This window comes from Bacillus cereus group sp. MYBK139-1, assembly GCF_051916915.1.
Lineage (GTDB): Bacteria > Bacillota > Bacilli > Bacillales > Bacillaceae_G > Bacillus_A > Bacillus_A pacificus.
This window is the reverse complement of sequence record NZ_JBQAHO010000004.1, coordinates 162,554-180,352: the sequence shown is the minus strand read 5'-3', so window position 1 is coordinate 180,352 and position 17,799 is coordinate 162,554. Positions and strand designations below refer to the sequence as shown.

Genomic DNA, 17,799 nt, shown 5'->3' with positions numbered 1-17,799 from the left:
GAAGGTGGGACTATATATGGAATGGTTAAAGAAAACTTGTTTTTCTAACCTTGAGAAAGAATCACAGAAAAATCATTTATTGCTGTTTATTACAATTTGTAGTTTCTTCCTTGGAATCATCGCGATTGGGTATTACGGATATATTTTTACAGAGAGAGCAATCGCGTTTTGGGTTTGTGGTATTTCTGTCGTTGTATTTGGAACGCTTCTTACTTTTATAGAAAGCATGGAAGCGATGTATAAATATATCATGACGTTTATGTTACTTACGATGTCTTTCATTATGGTACAAGCTTTTAATGAAAGCCCAGCTGTATTTCAAATGGTCTATTTTACACTAGCCGTTTCACTTATTTATTTAAGTGAACGTCTCGTTGTAATTCTCGGCGGAGTGGCAGTTGTAATCACATTTATTCTTTGTAGTTATTGGCCCGAGCAATTTTTTGCTTATACAGCAGCATCTGAAGCTGCAAACTTCGCAAGCTTGTTAGCGATCGTTACAATCGCTATGTGGGGCGTCACGAAAATTGGTTCTAACTTACTGGCTCGTTTAAGTGATGAGAAGCAAGAAGTAATGAGAAAAGCTCAGGAGTTAGAAGAAACGCAAAGGCTTATTGAGGAAACGGTTGTGAAACTAGATCGTAATTTCAATTATTTAAGACAAAATATGAATACATCGATGGAGTCAATGAGTGAAATCAATTTTGCTTTTGAAGAGGTAGCAGTTGGCACGCAATCCCAATCAGAGATGATGCATCGTTCGGTAGAAGTATTGAACGATATGGAGGGAAATATTGAACAAATCATTTCTCAAGTAAGAAATGCATCGATTCGTGTTGATGAAAGCTTAGAAATTTCAAAAGGTAGTGTACATACTCTACGAAGTTTTGAAGCGAATATGAGAAGTTTAAATGATGTTGTTTCACAATCAGGAATTATATTTAGAGATTTAATGATGCAATCGAAACAAATTAATGAAATTGTAGATGTAATAACGAATATTTCAAGTCAGACGAGTTTGCTAGCTTTAAATGCAAATATTGAAGCTGCAAGAGCAGGTGAGCATGGAAAAGGATTTGCTATTGTAGCGAATGAAGTATTAAAGCTTGCTGAGGAATCGAATCGTTCTGCGGGAAGAATTCAAGGGATTTTGAAGGATTTTAGTAATCAAGCAAGTAAGGTAGAAGTGCAAGTAGAGAAATCAGAAAGAGTACAAGAAGAATGTAATGAAATGCTAGTAAGTGTTTTAACAAATGTAACGGATTTAGGGAAGTTTATTGACGAAATTAATGATGTAATGAGAGAAATCGTTGGTCATCAAGAAAGTTTCCAAGTTAAAACGACGAATATCGTAAAGGATGTTACACATGCTTCCAATGTAATCCAGCAAACTTCTGCGGCTACAGAAGAAGTGCTAGCAAGTGTGGAAGAAGAAAAACATCGAAATGATACATCTGTGAAGACATTACATACTGTTAGCGAACAAGTGAAATTGTTAGAAGATATTTTAGAAAAGTAATATCACTTAAAAAGGGCGCAACGTTTGTGCCCTTTTTTCATTTAAACGAAGACTTGCTCGGATTTTAATTGCTTTTCTGCTCGTTTTCTGCCAAGCTTAAGAAGATAAAATTCAGCTAATAGCGGAATTAAAATACTTCAAAGAAAGAATTAAATAGGTGACGCATATGATCGAAGTTAAGACTTCTGAACTTAGTGATGGAGAATTTAATAGAGGTGTATTTGCAACTCGTGATATTAAAAAAGGTGAGTTGATACACGCAGCGCCAGTTATCTCTTATCCGAATGAACAGCATGAACACATTGAGAAAACATTACTTGCTGACTACGCATTTGAGTATGGGATTAATCATACGGCAATCCTTTTAGGATACGGTATGTTATTCAATCATTCATATACACCGAATGCAACGTATGATATTGTCTTTGAGAACCATACGTTTAACTTCTATGCTTATAAAGATATAAAAGCGGGAGAAGAAATCTTAATCAATTATAATGGTGAAGTGGATAACGATGAGCTGTTATGGTTTGATAAGGAAAAAGAAGAGAACGAAAAGTAATATAAAGAGTTTGGAAAGAGCACATTCTGTGGGATGTGCTCTTTTTTATGGCGTGTCCAGTCAGCTGGTGGAGAAATCCTACGATTGAGCCCTGTGATAAAGTAATTTTTCTGTTTATAGAAATGGGAGAGTATTTAGGAGTATACAGAGCCAAGAAATACACTATATTTACAACTAAATGATATGGTGAAAGGCTTAAATCTAACCTTACAACGATTTAAAAATTACTATATCCCATCTCCAATGGGGTAAAGGTGGATTGGTAAAATTGATTGGTATGTCTTAGAATGGTTTGCACTAACATCTCCCTAAAGATACAGCATTGTATCTTTAGGGAGATGCTTTATTAGCTTTATAGTATAGAGGAAGAGATTTTTAGTTAATTTATTTTTAATCTTATTAAGTTATTATTTTATACAAATTAACAATAACAAATTCGGACTTTTATTTTCAGTCTTGTTAGAAAATTCTGTTTATTTTATTCTTTAATAGTGAGAAATAATAGGAAATGTAAATTTTAGCTATTTCTCATTATTATAAGATTTGAGAGGAGAACGGTAGATGAGAATTATAGCTGGGATACTTTCTTTCGTGTTAATGTTTAGTTTTGCATTGCCATCATTTGTTGATGCAACTGTTGAATTAAATGATGATACGATTGTCGAAGAATATGTTCCTGAAGAAGATGGTGGCATTGATTTATCTAATGTCGATGTTTCTAACTTCGATTTTGAAAAATTTGAGAATGAATATGATTTTTTAGTAACTGATCCTGTATTTTTACAATTAGAAGGAGAACTAAGTAAACCAAGAGTTGAATATGTTATTGAAAAAAATCCTCTTACAGGTGAATTAATAGTTAAACAAGAAATATTACCAGCTCTTGTTATCGGAGCATTAAGGGTTTTAACTTCAAAAGTAGGCAGAACAGCTGCCGATAAAGGTTGGAAGATAGCAAGACCATATGTACAAAAAGCATTAAACGCACCAAGTAAATATATCCTTGAAGGACCATCTGGAACAAAAATTATTCAAGTAAGATCTAAAGCTACGAAACAAGTTATATTTAGGTTAGATTATGGCCCGGTATATCATAAAGGACCATATTTACATTATCATGTTCCACCAAATTTAAATGATCATCATATTATTTGGTAAAGAGGAGGTTATTTCACATTATGTGTAACTATGAAACACACCAGCATATGCATATAGGCTATTATGAAGATGGTTATGATTTAGAAGTCACTGCATATAAAAAAATAAACAAACCTATTTGGGATGTATTTATTGAAGAGTATGAAGCGGGTTTTTTATATGAATTTGCTAGCAAACATAAATTAGGTGAATATTTTACTGGATGCGGTTTAAAAATATTTACAATAGATGACAAAGATGCTACTGAAGAACAATCTAGATTAATTTTTGAAAAGTGGTTAAAAACTAATAACATTGTTTAAAAATTGGTTTATCTTTATTCCACTAATCAAAAAGGTAGAAAAGTATACTTTTCTACCTTTTTGTAGTTTATATACAAACCTTACCAAAACTTCTAACACGGCTTTTTCTTCTCTTTCGCAACTGCCACTTCATCTTAAAATTCCTTCGTTAAATCCTTTGATTCCTGTATCTCACTTAGTATCTTCATGAGAGTCTTATCTCCCGCTTTCAATCGATTTTCTTATATGTCATAAACAAAGTAAAAATTACAAAAAAATACCACTTTATTTTCGTATGGTATAGTAAGATACTGAAGGGTAGTGTTTTGAAAAAGTAATATATTTTACAAATTGTTGTCTTTCTGATGACATGTCAAGTTTAGTAGCCCATTTGGGTTGCTTTATTATGCAATATATATTTTAATATGAGTGGCACCTCTTATAAATTAAGAGGTTAATAGGTGTCTCGAATTGATTTTGGGTACACTGTATCCACCACTTTAGGTTCATTTCATGTATGTGGGGATATTATGGGCCCGTATAACGGGATAAAAAGATTATAGAAATAGAGGAATCGTAAAATGAATATGCAAGAGGTTTATGAATATTTAAGTACGGTATTGCCTGAAGGTCATGTGAAACAAGATGAAATGTTAAAGAATCATACGCATATTAAAGTTGGCGGAAAAGCAGATGTTTTTGTTGCGCCGACAAATTATGACGAAATTCAAGAAGTTATTAAATATGCGAACAAATATAATATTCCAGTTACGTTTTTAGGAAATGGATCGAATGTTATTATTAAAGATGGTGGAATTCGCGGGATTACAGTAAGTTTAATTCATATTACAGGTGTTACTGTAACAGGAACGACGATTGTAGCACAGTGCGGTGCAGCAATTATTGACGTATCACGTATTGCACTAGAACATAACTTAACGGGTCTTGAGTTTGCTTGTGGTATTCCAGGTTCAGTTGGTGGAGCATTATATATGAATGCAGGTGCATACGGCGGTGAAATTTCGTATGTATTAACAGAAGCTGTCGTAATGACAGGTGATGGAGAGCTACGTACTTTGACGAAAGAAGCATTTGAATTTGGATATCGTAAGAGTGTATTTGCGAACAACCATTACATTATTCTTGAAGCGAGATTTGAACTTGAAGAAGGTGTATATGAAGAAATTAAAGCGAAAATGGATGATTTAACGTTTAAACGTGAGTCAAAACAGCCTCTAGAATATCCTTCATGCGGTAGCGTATTTAAACGCCCACCAAATAACTTTGCTGGTAAATTGATTCAAGAATCAGGACTACAAGGTAAGCGAATTGGTGGAGTAGAAGTTTCTCTAAAACACGCTGGGTTTATGGTGAATGTTGATAACGGAACAGCACAAGATTATATCGATTTAATTCACTTCGTACAAAAAACAGTTGAAGAGAAATTTGGCGTGAAGTTAGAGCGTGAAGTAAGGATTATTGGAGAAGATAAAGAATAACATATACGTATGAAACTGCGAATTATTTTAAAATAATATTTGGGTATTGTTGACAATTTGTTTGCAATTCAATATAATGGCTAATAATTTAACAAATAACATACGTTGAAAGAGCCCAGTAGCAGTTTGTCACTGTTAACGAGAGAGCTAGGGGATGCTGGAACCTAGCACAAACAAACTTGTGAATTACACTCTGGAGTATCTTAGGTAATGCTAAGCGGATTGGCAATCGATACTATTGCTGAGAGTGGTATGAGTAGCTATGCTATTTATACAAACTGGGTGGTAACACGGTGAATAATCGTCCCTATGTCATAGACATAGGGATTTTTTGTTTTTAAAAAATAAAGGGGATGACAAAAGATGAACATTATTGATGAATTAGAATGGCGCGGCGCCATTAATCAACAGACTGATGAAGAAGGTTTACGTAAGCTAGTAGAAGAGAAAAAGATTTCGCTATACTGCGGAGTTGATCCGACTGGTGATAGTATGCATATCGGACATTTGATTCCGTTTATGATGATGAAAAGATTTCAATTAGCTGGTCATCATCCAGTTATTTTAATTGGCGGGGCAACAGGAACAATTGGTGATCCGAGTGGACGTCAATCAGAACGCCAACTTCAAACGTTAGAAGTAGTTCAACATAATGTGGATGCGTTAACAGCGCAAATGAAAAAGCTGTTTGATTTTGGTGGAAATAGCGAAGTAAAGATGGTAAATAACTACGACTGGACACATGAAATAAATATTATTGAGTTTTTACGTGATTACGGGAAAAACTTTAGCATTAATAGTATGTTAGCAAAGGACATCGTAGCAAGTCGTTTAGATACAGGAATTTCTTTCACAGAATTTACGTACCAAATCTTACAAGCGATGGACTTCCATCATTTATACACGAAAGAAGATGTTCAACTACAAATTGGCGGTAGTGACCAATGGGGAAATATTACGAGTGGTTTAGATTTAATTCGTAAGTTAGAAGGGCACGAAGCGAAGGTATTCGGATTGACGATTCCACTATTATTGAAATCAGATGGTACGAAGTTTGGTAAATCAGCAGGTGGTGCAGTTTGGCTTGATCCTGAAAAAACAACACCGTTTGAATTTTACCAGTTCTGGGTGAATACAGATGACCGTGATGTCGTTAAATACTTGAAATACTTTACGTTCTTAACGAAAGAGCGCATCGATGAGTTGGCAGTGAAGGTAGAAACAGAGCCTCATAAACGTGAAGCGCAAAAAGTATTAGCGGAAGAAATGACGAAATTTGTTCATGGAGAAGAAGCATTGCTGCAAGCTGCGAAAATTACAGCAGCGTTATTTAGCGGAGATATTAAATCGTTAACAGCCGATGAAATTGAACAAGGCTTTAAAGAAATGCCAACATTCCAGTCTTCAAAAGAGACGAAAAATATCGTAGAATGGCTCGTTGACTTAGGAATTGAACCATCTAGACGACAAGCACGCGAAGATATTAATAATGGAGCGATTTCCATGAATGGCGAAAAAGTAACGGATGTAGGTACAGATGTTACGGTAGAAAATTCATTTGATGGACGATTTATTATTATTCGTAAAGGGAAGAAGAACTACAGCCTTGTAAAGTTAGGATAGTGAACAAGGTGGGAAAATTATATCGGCGATTTTTCGAATATATCGACCGTAACTCGAATTATATCGGCGATTTTTAAAATATATCGACCGTAACTCGAATTATATCAGCGATTTTCTCGATATATCGATTTACCGACAAAAGGTGACAATAAAAGCTGTTCCAAAACGGGACAGCTTTTATTATAAAAGTCAGTATATTTAGATAAATTTAAAGGGTATATCATTTTTTTGACGAATAAATAAGTTAGAGAAAATTACGGATAAAAATAGCCCGAACCATGCAGGGCATGATTCGGGCTTATATTCAGATTAGTAAGCTAAGCTGAATAGACCTTTAATGTGTGATAAGTAACGAACGTTACTTGCTTCTTTCATTAATGATGCTGGTAAGCCTTTAAGTGGAGTATTGCTTGCTCCGATTGTAGCAACAGCATCTTTACGTCCTAGACTAGCAAGTGTTCCAGAGTTTACAGGTGCGAACTCTTCGAATGCTTTGCCTTCTAGTGCTGCGTATAAGTTGTATCCAATTAACTCACCCATTTGCCAAGCGATTTGTGCAGTTGGTGGGTATGGACGTCCGTCTGGAGCGAAGACAACAGCGCTGTCTCCAGCAACGAATACGTCTTTGTGAGAAGTAGATTGTAGGTATGCATCAACTGTTGCACGACCACGGTTTACTTCAAGACCTGATTCACCGATTAGTGGGTTACCTTGAACGCCACCTGTCCAAACGAATGTGTTAGCAACAAGTTTTTGACCGTCTTTTAAGTCGATTTCATTGCCAGCAACGTTTGTTACAGGAAGACCAGTTAAGAATGTAACGCCGCGTGCTTCTAGGCTAGTAGTTGCACGTTCGATTAAGTGGTCTGGTAATACTGGAAGGATTTTTGGACCTGCTTCAACAAGAAGAAGTTTAACTTCTTTTGGATTTACGCCGTGGCTTTTTGCAAGTTTAGGCATAATGTCAGCAAGCTCACCAACTAGCTCAACGCCAGTTAATCCGCCACCACCGATTACGATTGTAGCATCAGCTTCGTTTTTCGTTTTCGCGTATTCACGAATACGGTCTTCAACGTGTTTGTAGATTTTGTTTGCATCAGCAGCAGATTTTAATACCATGCTGTTTTCTTCTAGTCCTGGAATACCGAAGTAAGCAGTTTTACTTCCTAAAGCAACTACAAGTGCATCGTAAGATAAAGTAGTGCCGCCAGCTAATTTGATTTCTTTGCTATCAACTGAGAATGACTCAACTGTTGCGATTTTAAGATCGATATCTTTACCTTTGAAAAGCTTTGTAAGTGGCATTGCAACTGCTTGCTCAGACACGTTACCAGCTGCAAGGCGGTGTAGTTCAGTGATAATTTGGTGTGTTGGGTATTGGTTAATCACTGTAACTTGTGCTTCTGATTTGCTGTAATATTTACGTACGTTTAAAGCGGCAAGAAGACCGCCATAACCAGCGCCTAAGATGACAATTTGTTTTGACATAGTATGATATCCCCCGTCTTTACTAATTGTTGTTATAAGTTAACTTATTTATTGTTACGTTCTGCACTAATTTGAAGATATGCGTTCACAAATCGGAACATTTTTTGTGCTTGTGGGTCTTTTAATAATTTCAATAGACCGAACAGGCCGATAACTTCGTTGCTTTCGTCAGCACGATCTTTCGCTTCGATTGCAGTAGCAGCCATGCTTTTCACTGTATCTTTTACAGGTTCTACAAGCTCTGTGATTGCACCAACAGTGTCGCTTTTTAATACTTCATCAGTAGCAACAGTTTGAGCGAAGTCATAAGACTTAGTTAAAATGTTAACAAGCTCAGTTAATTTTGGAAGCTGTTCTACTAGTGTTGTTAATGATTCTTGTACCTCAGGTTTTAACAACTGATCAAGTACATCAAGTTGTCCTTGGCTAGCAGAAATTTGTACAGTTTCTTGTTCTGGCTTTGTTTGAGTCATAGTTTCTGGCATCTCCAATTCTCCTTTACGATAGCAATACTCTTATTTTTGATAAGTAAGATAGTAAACGGTTACGAAACTTTATACAAAGTTTCACAAAACACAATAAAATGCCTTTAAATTTATGACAGCAAGTAAGCTGCAAACATAAATCTAAAACCATAACGTCTTACTTATTATTTATGAACTGTCCGATATATGGCTTGTCCGCATAATGGAAAAGCTCCGTTACCGGAAAGTGTATATAATATATATCCTATATTATATACTATATACACCTATGTTAACATAAAAATGATTCCTAATTATTTGATATTGAGCGTATAACGTAGTACTGACAAGGTATGGAAGCGTATAAAATATTTTGTTCCAGTTAGAAATGTACATATATATAAACAAAAAAAGGAAAAAACGAACAAATTCATGTTCGTTTTTTCCTTTTTCCTTTTATTCACTTTCTGCAATTAGCATCGATGTCTTGCCTTCTTTTTCAAGATGGCATTCGCCCCAAGTACAAAGGGAATCAAGAATGGATTCTAAAGACCAACCGTAGTCTGTAAGGGAATATTCTACTTTCGGTGGTACTTGATTGTATACCTTTCTTTGAATAACGCCGTCGTCTTCTAGTTCGCGTAATTGCTGCGTTAACATTTTTTGTGTAATACCAGGCATGAGACGTTTTAATTCACTCGTTCTCTTTGTACCTTTCGTTAAGTGGCAAAGAATAACGACTTTCCATTTTCCACCGATAACTTCTAAAGTCGCTTCAACGGGAATGTTATATTTCTTCATATAAAAATCTCCTTTGATGAATCTAGATTGCATTTCTCCAACAAAAGAAGCTAAATCATTTAAATGTTACTAAAAAGTACCTATAGCACTTTAAAGTACGTACTTTTTATCATGTTGAATATGTTCCATAATAGCATACGTAAGAGGGAAATGAGTAGTACGGTACTAAAAAGTGCCTATGTTACTTTTTGGTACCTATCGTACTTTTAAGTGCGTTCTTCAAAAAAAGAGCGAAGCCATTCATAATAGCATATATGAGCAATAAAGTTATTTTTGTAGAAGAAAAAAGGCCTTTTTTCACACTATTATGATTGGATTTCTCGTATTAAGGAGGGGTTCAATTGAATTCATATACAGTATCTTCTTCGGCTATGCAGACGAATCGAAGAAGTATGTTTGCTTTATTAGCACTAGCCATTAGTGCGTTTGGAATTGGTACAACCGAATTTATTAGTGTCGGTTTATTACCATCTATTTCAGAGGATTTACATGTTTCTGTTACAACAGCGGGTTTAACCGTTTCTTTATATGCGTTAGGAGTAGCGTTCGGTGCCCCGGTATTAACGTCAGTAACAGCTAGTATGTCGCGAAAGACATTATTAATGTGGATTATGATTATTTTCATTATTGGTAATGGAATTGCGGCAGTGGCAACAAGCTTTACTGTGTTACTTATCGCAAGGGTTGTATCTGCGTTTGCACACGGCGTTTTTATGTCGATAGGATCCACAATTGCGGCTGCGCTTGTACCTGAGAATAAACGTGCGAGTGCAATTGCATTTATGTTTACTGGTTTAACGGTTGCGACCATTACAGGTGTGCCAATTGGAACATTTATCGGTCAGCAATTTGGATGGAGAGCATCGTTTATGGTAATTGTGGCAATTGGAATCGTTGCCTTAATCGCCAACAGTATGCTCATTCCTTCTAACTTAAAAAAAGGTACGTCTGTATCATTTCGCGATCAATTCAAGCTGATTACGAATGGAAGACTATTACTTGTATTTATCATTACTGCATTAGGGTACGGGGGAACATTCGTAACATTTACGTATTTATCGCCGCTATTACAAGAAGTAACAGGATTTAAAGCAAGTACCGTTACAATTATTTTGTTAGTGTACGGAATTGCAATTGCGATTGGGAATATGGTTGGCGGGAAATTATCAAATCATAATCCGATTCGAGCGTTATTTTACATGTTCTTTATTCAAGCAATTGTATTATTTGTTTTAACATTTACAGCGCCGTTTCAAGTCGCTGGATTCATCACAATTATTTTTATGGGGCTATTCGCATTTATGAATGTTCCAGGACTACAAGTGTATGTCGTTATATTGGCTGAACGATTTGTACCTAGCGCTGTTGATGTGGCATCCGCGATTAACATTGCGGCATTTAACGCTGGAATCGCTCTCGGTGCTTATTTAGGTGGTATTGTAACGAATTCGTTAGGATTAATTCATACAGCTTGGGTAGGCGGTGTGATGGTAGTAGGTGCTGTTATTTTAACGGCGTGGAGTATGACTTTAGAAAAAAGAGATCAAGTGAAATAGAAGGAGAGAAAATATAATGAAAAATTTACAAAGTACAACAACATTGCATAACGGTGTAGAAATGCCTTGGTTCGGTTTAGGCGTATTTAAAGTAGAAGATGGGCCAGAACTTGTAGAAGCTGTAAAATCAGCGATTAAAGCAGGATACCGCAGCATCGATACAGCTGCAATTTATGGAAATGAAAAAGCTGTAGGTGAAGGAATTCGTGCAGGTATCGAAGCAACTGGTATTTCAAGAGAAGATTTATTCATCACTTCAAAAGTATGGAACGCAGATCAAGGATATGAAGAAACAATTGCTGCATACGAAGAGAGCTTAAAGAAATTAGAACTAGATTATTTAGATCTATATCTTGTTCACTGGCCTGTAGAAGGAAAGTATAAAGATACATGGAGAGCGCTAGAAACACTTTATAAAGAAGAGCGCGTACGTGCAATTGGCGTAAGTAACTTCCAAATCCATCACTTACAAGATGTAATGAAAGATGCAGAAATTAAACCAATGATTAACCAAGTAGAATACCACCCTCGTTTAACACAAAAAGAACTACAAGCTTTCTGTAAAGAGCAAGGTATTCAAATGGAAGCATGGTCACCATTAATGCAAGGTCAATTATTAGATAATGAAACATTACAAGCAATTGCGGAGAAACACGGTAAAACGACAGCTCAAGTGATTTTACGTTGGGATCTTCAAAATGGAGTAATTACAATTCCAAAATCAACGAAAGAACACCGTATTATTGCAAACGCTGATGTGTTTAACTTTGAATTAACGAAAGAAGATATGGAAAAAATCGATGCATTAAACCAAAATCACCGTGTTGGTCCAGATCCTGATAACTTTGATTTCTAAGATTAAGGTGAGAAAAAAGAGTGCGTAAAAGCACTCTTTTTTTATGCATAAAAATAGTTTCTAAATAAATACTACTTAGTATTAAGTTTGTTATTAAGGGGCTGTAAACATGAATATAAAGCAATCGTTCAAAATTTTAGCTATGTTTTTAAGTGTTTTATTTGTGTTATTCCCACTTCAAAAAGCATTCGCAGAAGTTATGGACCATACAAAGTATCAAATGGATTGGAGTTATAGTAAGTCCAAGAAGAAACCAATCCGAACAGAGCTTATTAAAACGGCAGATGGCAAAATTGCTTTTTGCTTAAATGTAGATTTGAAATCTCCAAGCGGTCAGGATTTACCGGAAATGGGGAAAGTGGATATTAATGTGTACCGTGTACTATTGAATGGATATCCACAAAAGAGCCCGCAAGAATTAGGTGTTTCTGATTGGAGAGAAGCACATTATGCAACGCAGCTTGCAGTGTGGAATGCATTAAAACAAATCGATATTAACGATTTAGATTTTCGTAATAAAAATGTAGAAAAGGTAACGAAAGATATCGTTGCCAAGGCAAATGCTAGTGAAGAATTACAAGAAATTACGATGAGTGTAACTCCTACAGAAGAACAAGAAGCAGTATTGAAAAATGATTTCTTTGAAACAGGCTTATATACGGTAGAAACAAATGCCAAAAGTGGAACGTATAAAGTGCAAGCAACAGGTGCACCAGCGGGAGCCAAATTTGTAAATGAAAAAGGCGAAGCAAAAACGGAATTTAATGTAGGAGAAAAGTTCCGCATTTTAATTCCAAAACAAACACCAGCTGGTGGATTCAGCTTTAAAGTAATAGGAAATTTAACGAAACTACAAGGCATTGCGCATAAAGGTACACCGACAATTCAAAATGCAGTCGTATTACTTGAGCGTAGTGAGGAAAAAACAAGTCCTGAGTTATCGGTGAGCTGGAAAAAAGGAAATGGTCATGATAATAATAAACCACATACTCCAAACGAACCGCATAAACCGAATCAAAAGAGATAATGAAAAAGCATTGGCGTGTGCCAGTGCTTTTTTATATTTCTTGCATCGCCAGTACTAACGATTGGATGAGTTACGATATAATGAGGATGATAAATTAGAAAGAGAGATAAAAGATGAACCTTCGTATTTGTGAAATAACAAAAGAAAACTGGCATGAAATTGCTAATTTAAAAGTAACAGAGGAACAGCATAAATTCATTGAAAGTACAGTTGCGCATTGTTTAGTACAAGCTGAAACAGAATACAAAGAAGAAGCGGTTTCAGTAGGTTTATATGAGGGTGATATGCCTATTGGATATGCGATGTATGGATGGTTTGATGAAAAAGAAAAGGCTGTATATTTAAATCAATTTGTCATCGATAGTGCATGCCAAGGAAAAGGTTATGCAAAACCATTATTACGTTTGTTAATAGAGCATTTTAAAAAAGAATATAATCGTAAAGTTATGTATTTAAGCATACATCCAGAAAACAAGCTTGCCCAAAAATTATATGAGTCAATTGGGTTCCATTTAACCGGTGAAATGGAAGATGAGTGGCTGCACGGAAAAGGATTTGTAATGAAACGTATACTGGACTAATAAAAAAACTGTCATAAAAGAGTAGCATCTTTTTTTGCAGTTTTTTTATTTTAAAATAATATTAAATTCCTTTAATCGCAACGTTAAGATTAATGAATTTTATTCACAAAATTGTAACATTATTCTGATTGGAAGTGCTATCAAACAAAGTGTAAAGCGTGTACAATTCAGTTGGAAAAACTACCTATAGATGGTCGTGTATGAAGAAAATGTAAATTCCTATTGCTATTTTTATTATTAGATGTATAGATGACAAGACTAAAATATATTTTTTACTATTCTCTTATTATGTATGAAGAGAGCTCATCACAAGTGGAGGGAAGTGAGGAGGACGTAATACATAAAAAATTTACAATGTAAGAAAGCGAATACATTAAGAGAAATGCGGTAGTAATTGATATAGGTGAGCGAGGTATTAGTCTATTCATTAAATGTTTTTATAAAAATAATAGGATCTTTAATTAAATGAATGTATAGGATAGTTTGTCTAAAAACAGGACAGGGGACACAGATTATGTCAAAGAAGAAAAAGAGTAGGGTATTAGTAGCTGGAGTTTGTTTAGCTGCGTTATTAACTCCGTATGGACTCGAAGTGCCTAAAGCATATGCAGAGATGACGATTGAAGATAAGGAGAAAAAGCAAGAAGAGCGCGTGTATCAATTGCTGCCAAAAGGTAATGTAGAAGAGATGCGTGAGTTGCATCAGCGTCGAATGAGTTTTTCTCCTTATGAACCAACGGGCATTTATGTAAAGCCAGGTGAAGAGGTAGTTATTCAAGTAGAAGGGACTCAACAGATTAAAGCTTATATTGGTACATATTCTTATGAAAAAGAAGAACCTAAACAATTCAATTTAAATCCTGGTGAGAATAAAATTTCTTCTTTAAATGGGGGACTATTATACTTTTATAATTATCACAGCAAAGGAGAAGTAGTTGCTAAAGTGAAAAAAGGTGGTACACCAAATCCTTTATTTATTTTAGGAAAGCATACGACAAAAGATTGGAAGCGTATGTTGGCAGAGAACCCTAATCCATATGCAATAGAAATGAAGGGAGAAAATAGTTTATTAACTATGCATCCTGAAACTGTGGCGGAACATTTGAAGCAAGAAGATCCAGCTGAGTTATTAAAGAAGCACGATGAAATAATTAATATAGAACATAAGATATCAGGTTTATCAAAAGATGGTGCGGGTGTTGCGAATCAAGGTAAACATTCTATTCATTTTGTTGAAGACTGGTATACGGACAATTATATGTATGCGACTTATTATCGAACAGCTTATAGTAAAGGGAATTTGGAGCCGGTACTAAATCTAGAAGAGTTAACTAATGATGGATGGGGGCCTTGGCATGAAGTGGGACATCAACATCAACAGGATACTTGGTTATGGGATGGACTTGGAGAAGTAACCGTTAATATTTATTCTTTGGCAGTTCAAACTACATTCGGGCATAAAACAAGGTTAGAGCAAGAGGGGCGCTATGAAGCTGCATTTGCTTATTTAGGTAAACCGGATGCACAAGAGAAGATGAATGTATTTGAGAAATTAGTTATGTTTTGGCAGTTACATTTAGCTTATGGGGATCAATTCTATCCGAATTTACATCAAATGTATCGTTTGTTACATGATACAGAACTGCCTAAATCTGATGAAGAGAAAAAGCAGATGTTTATGTATATGACGTCAAAAGTGGCAGGACAAAATTTAATTCCTTTCTTTGATAAATGGGGATTATTTGCAAATGATGCTACGAAAGAAAAGATTGAAAAATTAAATTTACCAAAATTAGAAAAAGAAATTTGGTTATCTACAGATAGCAATCCAATTCGTGAAAAACAAATTGAGTTATATGAAGTTCCATATGGTGAGCCAAATAATGAAAAAATACAAAATGTAGTAATCGGTACTACATATGATGAGAAAAAAGCAAAGGAACTTGTACAGAATTTAGGAGAAGGTGTAAAGACAACAGGTGTGATTATGCAAGATAAGCCTGGAGTTGGAGAAAAAACTGTAAAAGTAGAAATTGTAGATGAAAAAGGAAATAAGAACTTCATTCCAGTTGTAGTGAATGTTGGATATGGAGATAGCCTACTTGTATATGGATTGAACTATACCGGTGAGGGAGACTTGAAGTCAACCGTAACTCTACATCATGGTACGAAAAAATTTAGTGCAACAGATACAAAAAATTTAATTCACGATTACTTTAAAGATGAAAAGTATTTTGAGTTCACACTGTACGATAAAGAAGGAAGAGAGAAGAAAAATGTAGCGGTAAAGGGCTTGGAGAATACGAAAGCTTTTGCTAAGGAAGTAAATGGACTTTCATTTGAGTACGGAGATGTGGTGAAAGTATACCATGCGGAATCTTCTCGCTTACATTGGTACCAAAAAGACGTATATGTGGGAGAAGGGAAAAATAAAGAAATAAAGGAACTGTTCTTCAAAGTTACTGAAAATGGATTTGAAAGATTAGAAGCCCTGCAAGAAGTAAAAGCAAAACCACAACAAGTAGTAATCGGAACAGACGTTGAAAAGTTAGATCCAAAAGCTTTTGTGGAGGTAAAAGATGGAGAAGTAATTGGATTTGTGGAAAAACCAACTACATTAAAAGTCGGAAAACAAACAGTAAAAGTAGAAACGAAAGATCGTTTTGGAAATAAGCAAGTAACAAAAGTACCATTAGAAGTGGTTTATGGAGATAGTATTGCATATGCAGGATATGGCGATGATATTGCTTCAATTGTAACTTTAAAGCACGAAGAGAAGAGATTCCATGCAACTGATATGGATAGCGAAATTCATGAGTATTTTAATAAAGAGTTATACATGGGAATTACGTTATATGATAGAGAAGGAAAAGAGAAAAAACATGTGACGGCAGAAGGGCAAGAAACTCCAAAGAACTTTGCAGAGCAAGTGAATGGTATGCAGTTCGAGTATGGAGATGTAGTGAAAGTATTCCATGCAGAACCAAATCGCTTGAAATGGTATCAAAATAATAATCTTACTGGTCAAGGTGAGAAAAAAGGAACAAAAGAACTATTCTTCAAAGTAACAGAAAAAGGTTTTGAGAGAATGGACATGTTGCAAGAAGTAATAGCGAAACCGCAACAAGTAGTAGTAGGAACAGAAGTTGAAAAGTTAGATCCAAAAGCTTTTGTTGAAGTGAAAGATGGAGAAGTAATTGGTTTTGTAGAGAAACCAAATACAACAAAAATCGGTGCACAAAAAGTAAAAGTAGAAACGAAAGATCGTTTTGGAAATAGGCAAGTGACAGAAGTTCCTCTAACGGTAACATATGGAGATAGCCTACTTGTATATGGATTGAGTTATGGTGCTGACGATATGAAATCAATTATAACGCTGCATCATGATACGAAAAAACTGAGTGCGACAGACACAAAGAATTTGATTCACGATTACTTTAAAGACGAGAAGTATTTTGAATTCACACTGTACGATAAAGAAGGAAAAGTGAAGAAAAATGTAGCAGTAAAAGGCTTGGAGAATACGAAAGCTTTTGCTAAGGAAGTAAATGGACTTACGTTTGAGTATGGAGATGTGTTGAAAGTATACCATGCAGAATCTTCACGATTACATTGGTACCAAAAAGATGTATATGTGGGAGAAGGAAAAACTAAAGAAATAAAGGAATTATTCTTCAAGGTTACTGAAAACGGATTTGAAAGATTAGAAGCCCTGCAAGAAGTAACAGCGAAACCACAACAAGTAGTAGTCGGAACAGAAGTTGAAAAGCTAGAAGCGAGAAACTTTGTTCAATTGAAAGATGGAGAAGTAATTGGATTTGTGGAGAAACCAGATACAACAAAAATTGGTGAACAGAAAGTAAAAGTAGAAACGAAAGATCGTTTCGGAAATAAGCAAGTGACGGAAGTTTTGATGGAAGTGATTTACGGAGATAGCATTATGTTCTTTGGTACTCATGGTGCTGGTGAAAGTAATGTCAAATCAGTTGTAACATTGAACCATGATGAGCAAAAGTTGAGTGTAACATCGACAAATGGTGAAACGCATTATGTATTTCAAAATGAAAAGTATATGGGAATGACATTATACGATAAAAATGGTACAGAAAAGAAAGAGGCATCAGCAAAAGGGTCTGAAAATACGAAAGTATTTGCAGAGCAATTTAATGGAGTGGCTTTCGAATATGGTGATGTAGTAAAAGTGTATCAAAGAGAAGATGATAGATTTAAAGTATATAAAAAGAACGTTTTAGTAAATCCAGGACCGTTATATATAGGTAAAGAAGTATTCTTTAAAATTACAGAGCAAGGTTTTGAAAAAATAGAAGGTATAAAAGAAGTGGAAGCTTAAAGAAATAAAAAAGCTCGTAAAACATTATGTTTT

Annotated in this window: 15 protein-coding genes and 1 other annotated feature; of the genes, 11 read left to right on the top strand and 4 right to left on the bottom strand. The window is 35.2% G+C overall.

The features are described from left to right. The first annotated feature begins 16 nt into the window (after positions 1-16). From ACTFRS_RS21485 to ACTFRS_RS21470, 4 genes are all read left to right on the top strand, one after another. On the top strand, positions 17-1,519 hold the full coding sequence (locus tag ACTFRS_RS21485; protein WP_000455050.1) for a DUF4077 domain-containing protein: 1,503 nt from the start codon (positions 17-19) through the stop codon (positions 1,517-1,519). 166 nt (positions 1,520-1,685) lie between these two features. Next, positions 1,686-2,081, top strand: a complete 396-nt coding sequence (locus tag ACTFRS_RS21480) for an SET domain-containing protein (RefSeq protein ID WP_000573649.1) — start codon at positions 1,686-1,688, stop codon at positions 2,079-2,081. Between the two features lie 561 nt (positions 2,082-2,642). Further along, complete coding sequence (locus ACTFRS_RS21475; RefSeq protein WP_001219915.1) at positions 2,643-3,239, top strand: hypothetical protein; 597 nt, start codon at positions 2,643-2,645, stop codon at positions 3,237-3,239. Positions 3,240-3,259: 20 nt separating this feature from the next. Beyond that, positions 3,260-3,541 carry a DUF3986 family protein gene (locus tag ACTFRS_RS21470; RefSeq protein ID WP_000336245.1) on the top strand — a complete coding sequence of 94 codons (282 nt, stop codon included), beginning with the start codon at positions 3,260-3,262 and terminating at the stop codon, positions 3,539-3,541. 134 nt (positions 3,542-3,675) lie between these two features. On the opposite strand, the gene ACTFRS_RS21465 is transcribed toward ACTFRS_RS21470, so the two are convergent. Beyond that, positions 3,676-3,753, bottom strand: a complete 78-nt coding sequence (locus tag ACTFRS_RS21465; RefSeq protein ID WP_113712207.1) for a DUF3967 domain-containing protein — start codon at positions 3,751-3,753, stop codon at positions 3,676-3,678. A gap of 348 nt (positions 3,754-4,101) precedes the next feature. Here ACTFRS_RS21465 and murB point away from each other — a divergent pair, with 348 nt between their 5' ends. After that, a complete protein-coding gene (gene murB / locus ACTFRS_RS21460; RefSeq protein ID WP_001057092.1) occupies positions 4,102-5,019 on the top strand; it encodes a UDP-N-acetylmuramate dehydrogenase in 918 nt (305 codons plus the stop codon). A gap of 96 nt (positions 5,020-5,115) precedes the next feature. Then, positions 5,116-5,331 (top strand) — a binding site (T-box leader). Between the two features lie 51 nt (positions 5,332-5,382). Then, a complete protein-coding gene (tyrS, locus tag ACTFRS_RS21455; RefSeq protein ID WP_139868305.1) occupies positions 5,383-6,642 on the top strand; it encodes a tyrosine--tRNA ligase in 1,260 nt (419 codons plus the stop codon). A 309-nt stretch (positions 6,643-6,951) separates the two neighbouring features. Here tyrS and ACTFRS_RS21450 read toward each other — a convergent pair whose 3' ends face one another. The 3 genes from ACTFRS_RS21450 to ACTFRS_RS21440 all read right to left on the bottom strand — a co-directional run bounded on the left by ACTFRS_RS21450 (position 6,952) and on the right by ACTFRS_RS21440 (position 9,395). Then, the gene (locus tag ACTFRS_RS21450) at positions 6,952-8,130 is read right to left on the bottom strand and encodes an NAD(P)/FAD-dependent oxidoreductase (protein WP_000043202.1); all 1,179 of its coding nucleotides are present in this window, start codon (positions 8,128-8,130) and stop codon (positions 6,952-6,954) included. A gap of 44 nt (positions 8,131-8,174) precedes the next feature. Continuing rightward, positions 8,175-8,615, bottom strand: a complete 441-nt coding sequence (locus ACTFRS_RS21445) for a DUF1641 domain-containing protein (RefSeq protein WP_001115309.1) — start codon at positions 8,613-8,615, stop codon at positions 8,175-8,177. A 435-nt stretch (positions 8,616-9,050) separates the two neighbouring features. Next, positions 9,051-9,395 (bottom strand): winged helix-turn-helix transcriptional regulator, encoded by a 345-nt coding sequence (locus ACTFRS_RS21440; protein ID WP_000760472.1) that lies wholly within the window; start codon positions 9,393-9,395, stop codon positions 9,051-9,053. A 371-nt stretch (positions 9,396-9,766) separates the two neighbouring features. On the opposite strand from ACTFRS_RS21440, the gene ACTFRS_RS21435 reads away from it, so the two are divergent. From ACTFRS_RS21435 to ACTFRS_RS21415, 5 genes are all read left to right on the top strand, one after another. Beyond that, positions 9,767-10,951 carry an MFS transporter gene (locus ACTFRS_RS21435; protein ID WP_161945776.1) on the top strand — a complete coding sequence of 395 codons (1,185 nt, stop codon included), beginning with the start codon at positions 9,767-9,769 and terminating at the stop codon, positions 10,949-10,951. Positions 10,952-10,967: 16 nt separating this feature from the next. Then, a complete protein-coding gene (locus tag ACTFRS_RS21430; RefSeq protein WP_139868303.1) occupies positions 10,968-11,807 on the top strand; it encodes an aldo/keto reductase in 840 nt (279 codons plus the stop codon). A gap of 109 nt (positions 11,808-11,916) precedes the next feature. Then, a complete protein-coding gene (locus ACTFRS_RS21425; protein WP_049110840.1) occupies positions 11,917-12,834 on the top strand; it encodes a thioester domain-containing protein in 918 nt (305 codons plus the stop codon). Between the two features lie 113 nt (positions 12,835-12,947). After that, a complete protein-coding gene (locus ACTFRS_RS21420) occupies positions 12,948-13,415 on the top strand; it encodes a GNAT family N-acetyltransferase (protein ID WP_431085099.1) in 468 nt (155 codons plus the stop codon). A gap of 514 nt (positions 13,416-13,929) precedes the next feature. Next, positions 13,930-17,766: a putative mucin/carbohydrate-binding domain-containing protein gene (locus ACTFRS_RS21415; RefSeq protein ID WP_139868299.1), complete on the top strand. Its 3,837-nt coding sequence runs from the start codon at positions 13,930-13,932 to the stop codon at positions 17,764-17,766. Positions 17,767-17,799 lie beyond the last annotated feature (33 nt).

Excerpts from the sequence above, each read along its gene's own strand:
- ACTFRS_RS21485 (WP_000455050.1), top strand. The coding sequence starts at position 17 with ATGGAATGGTTAAAGAAAACTTGTTTTTCTAACCTTGAGAAAGAATCA.
- ACTFRS_RS21480 (WP_000573649.1), top strand. The coding sequence starts at position 1,686 with ATGATCGAAGTTAAGACTTCTGAACTTAGTGATGGAGAATTTAATAGA.
- ACTFRS_RS21475 (WP_001219915.1), top strand. The coding sequence starts at position 2,643 with ATGAGAATTATAGCTGGGATACTTTCTTTCGTGTTAATGTTTAGTTTT.
- ACTFRS_RS21470 (WP_000336245.1), top strand. The coding sequence starts at position 3,260 with ATGTGTAACTATGAAACACACCAGCATATGCATATAGGCTATTATGAA.
- murB (WP_001057092.1), top strand. The coding sequence starts at position 4,102 with ATGAATATGCAAGAGGTTTATGAATATTTAAGTACGGTATTGCCTGAA.
- tyrS (WP_139868305.1), top strand. The coding sequence starts at position 5,383 with ATGAACATTATTGATGAATTAGAATGGCGCGGCGCCATTAATCAACAG.
- ACTFRS_RS21450 (WP_000043202.1), bottom strand. The coding sequence starts at position 8,130 with ATGTCAAAACAAATTGTCATCTTAGGCGCTGGTTATGGCGGTCTTCTT.
- ACTFRS_RS21445 (WP_001115309.1), bottom strand. The coding sequence starts at position 8,615 with ATGCCAGAAACTATGACTCAAACAAAGCCAGAACAAGAAACTGTACAA.
- ACTFRS_RS21440 (WP_000760472.1), bottom strand. The coding sequence starts at position 9,395 with ATGAAGAAATATAACATTCCCGTTGAAGCGACTTTAGAAGTTATCGGT.
- ACTFRS_RS21435 (WP_161945776.1), top strand. The coding sequence starts at position 9,767 with ATGCAGACGAATCGAAGAAGTATGTTTGCTTTATTAGCACTAGCCATT.
- ACTFRS_RS21430 (WP_139868303.1), top strand. The coding sequence starts at position 10,968 with ATGAAAAATTTACAAAGTACAACAACATTGCATAACGGTGTAGAAATG.
- ACTFRS_RS21425 (WP_049110840.1), top strand. The coding sequence starts at position 11,917 with ATGAATATAAAGCAATCGTTCAAAATTTTAGCTATGTTTTTAAGTGTT.
- ACTFRS_RS21420 (WP_431085099.1), top strand. The coding sequence starts at position 12,948 with ATGAACCTTCGTATTTGTGAAATAACAAAAGAAAACTGGCATGAAATT.
- ACTFRS_RS21415 (WP_139868299.1), top strand. The coding sequence starts at position 13,930 with ATGTCAAAGAAGAAAAAGAGTAGGGTATTAGTAGCTGGAGTTTGTTTA.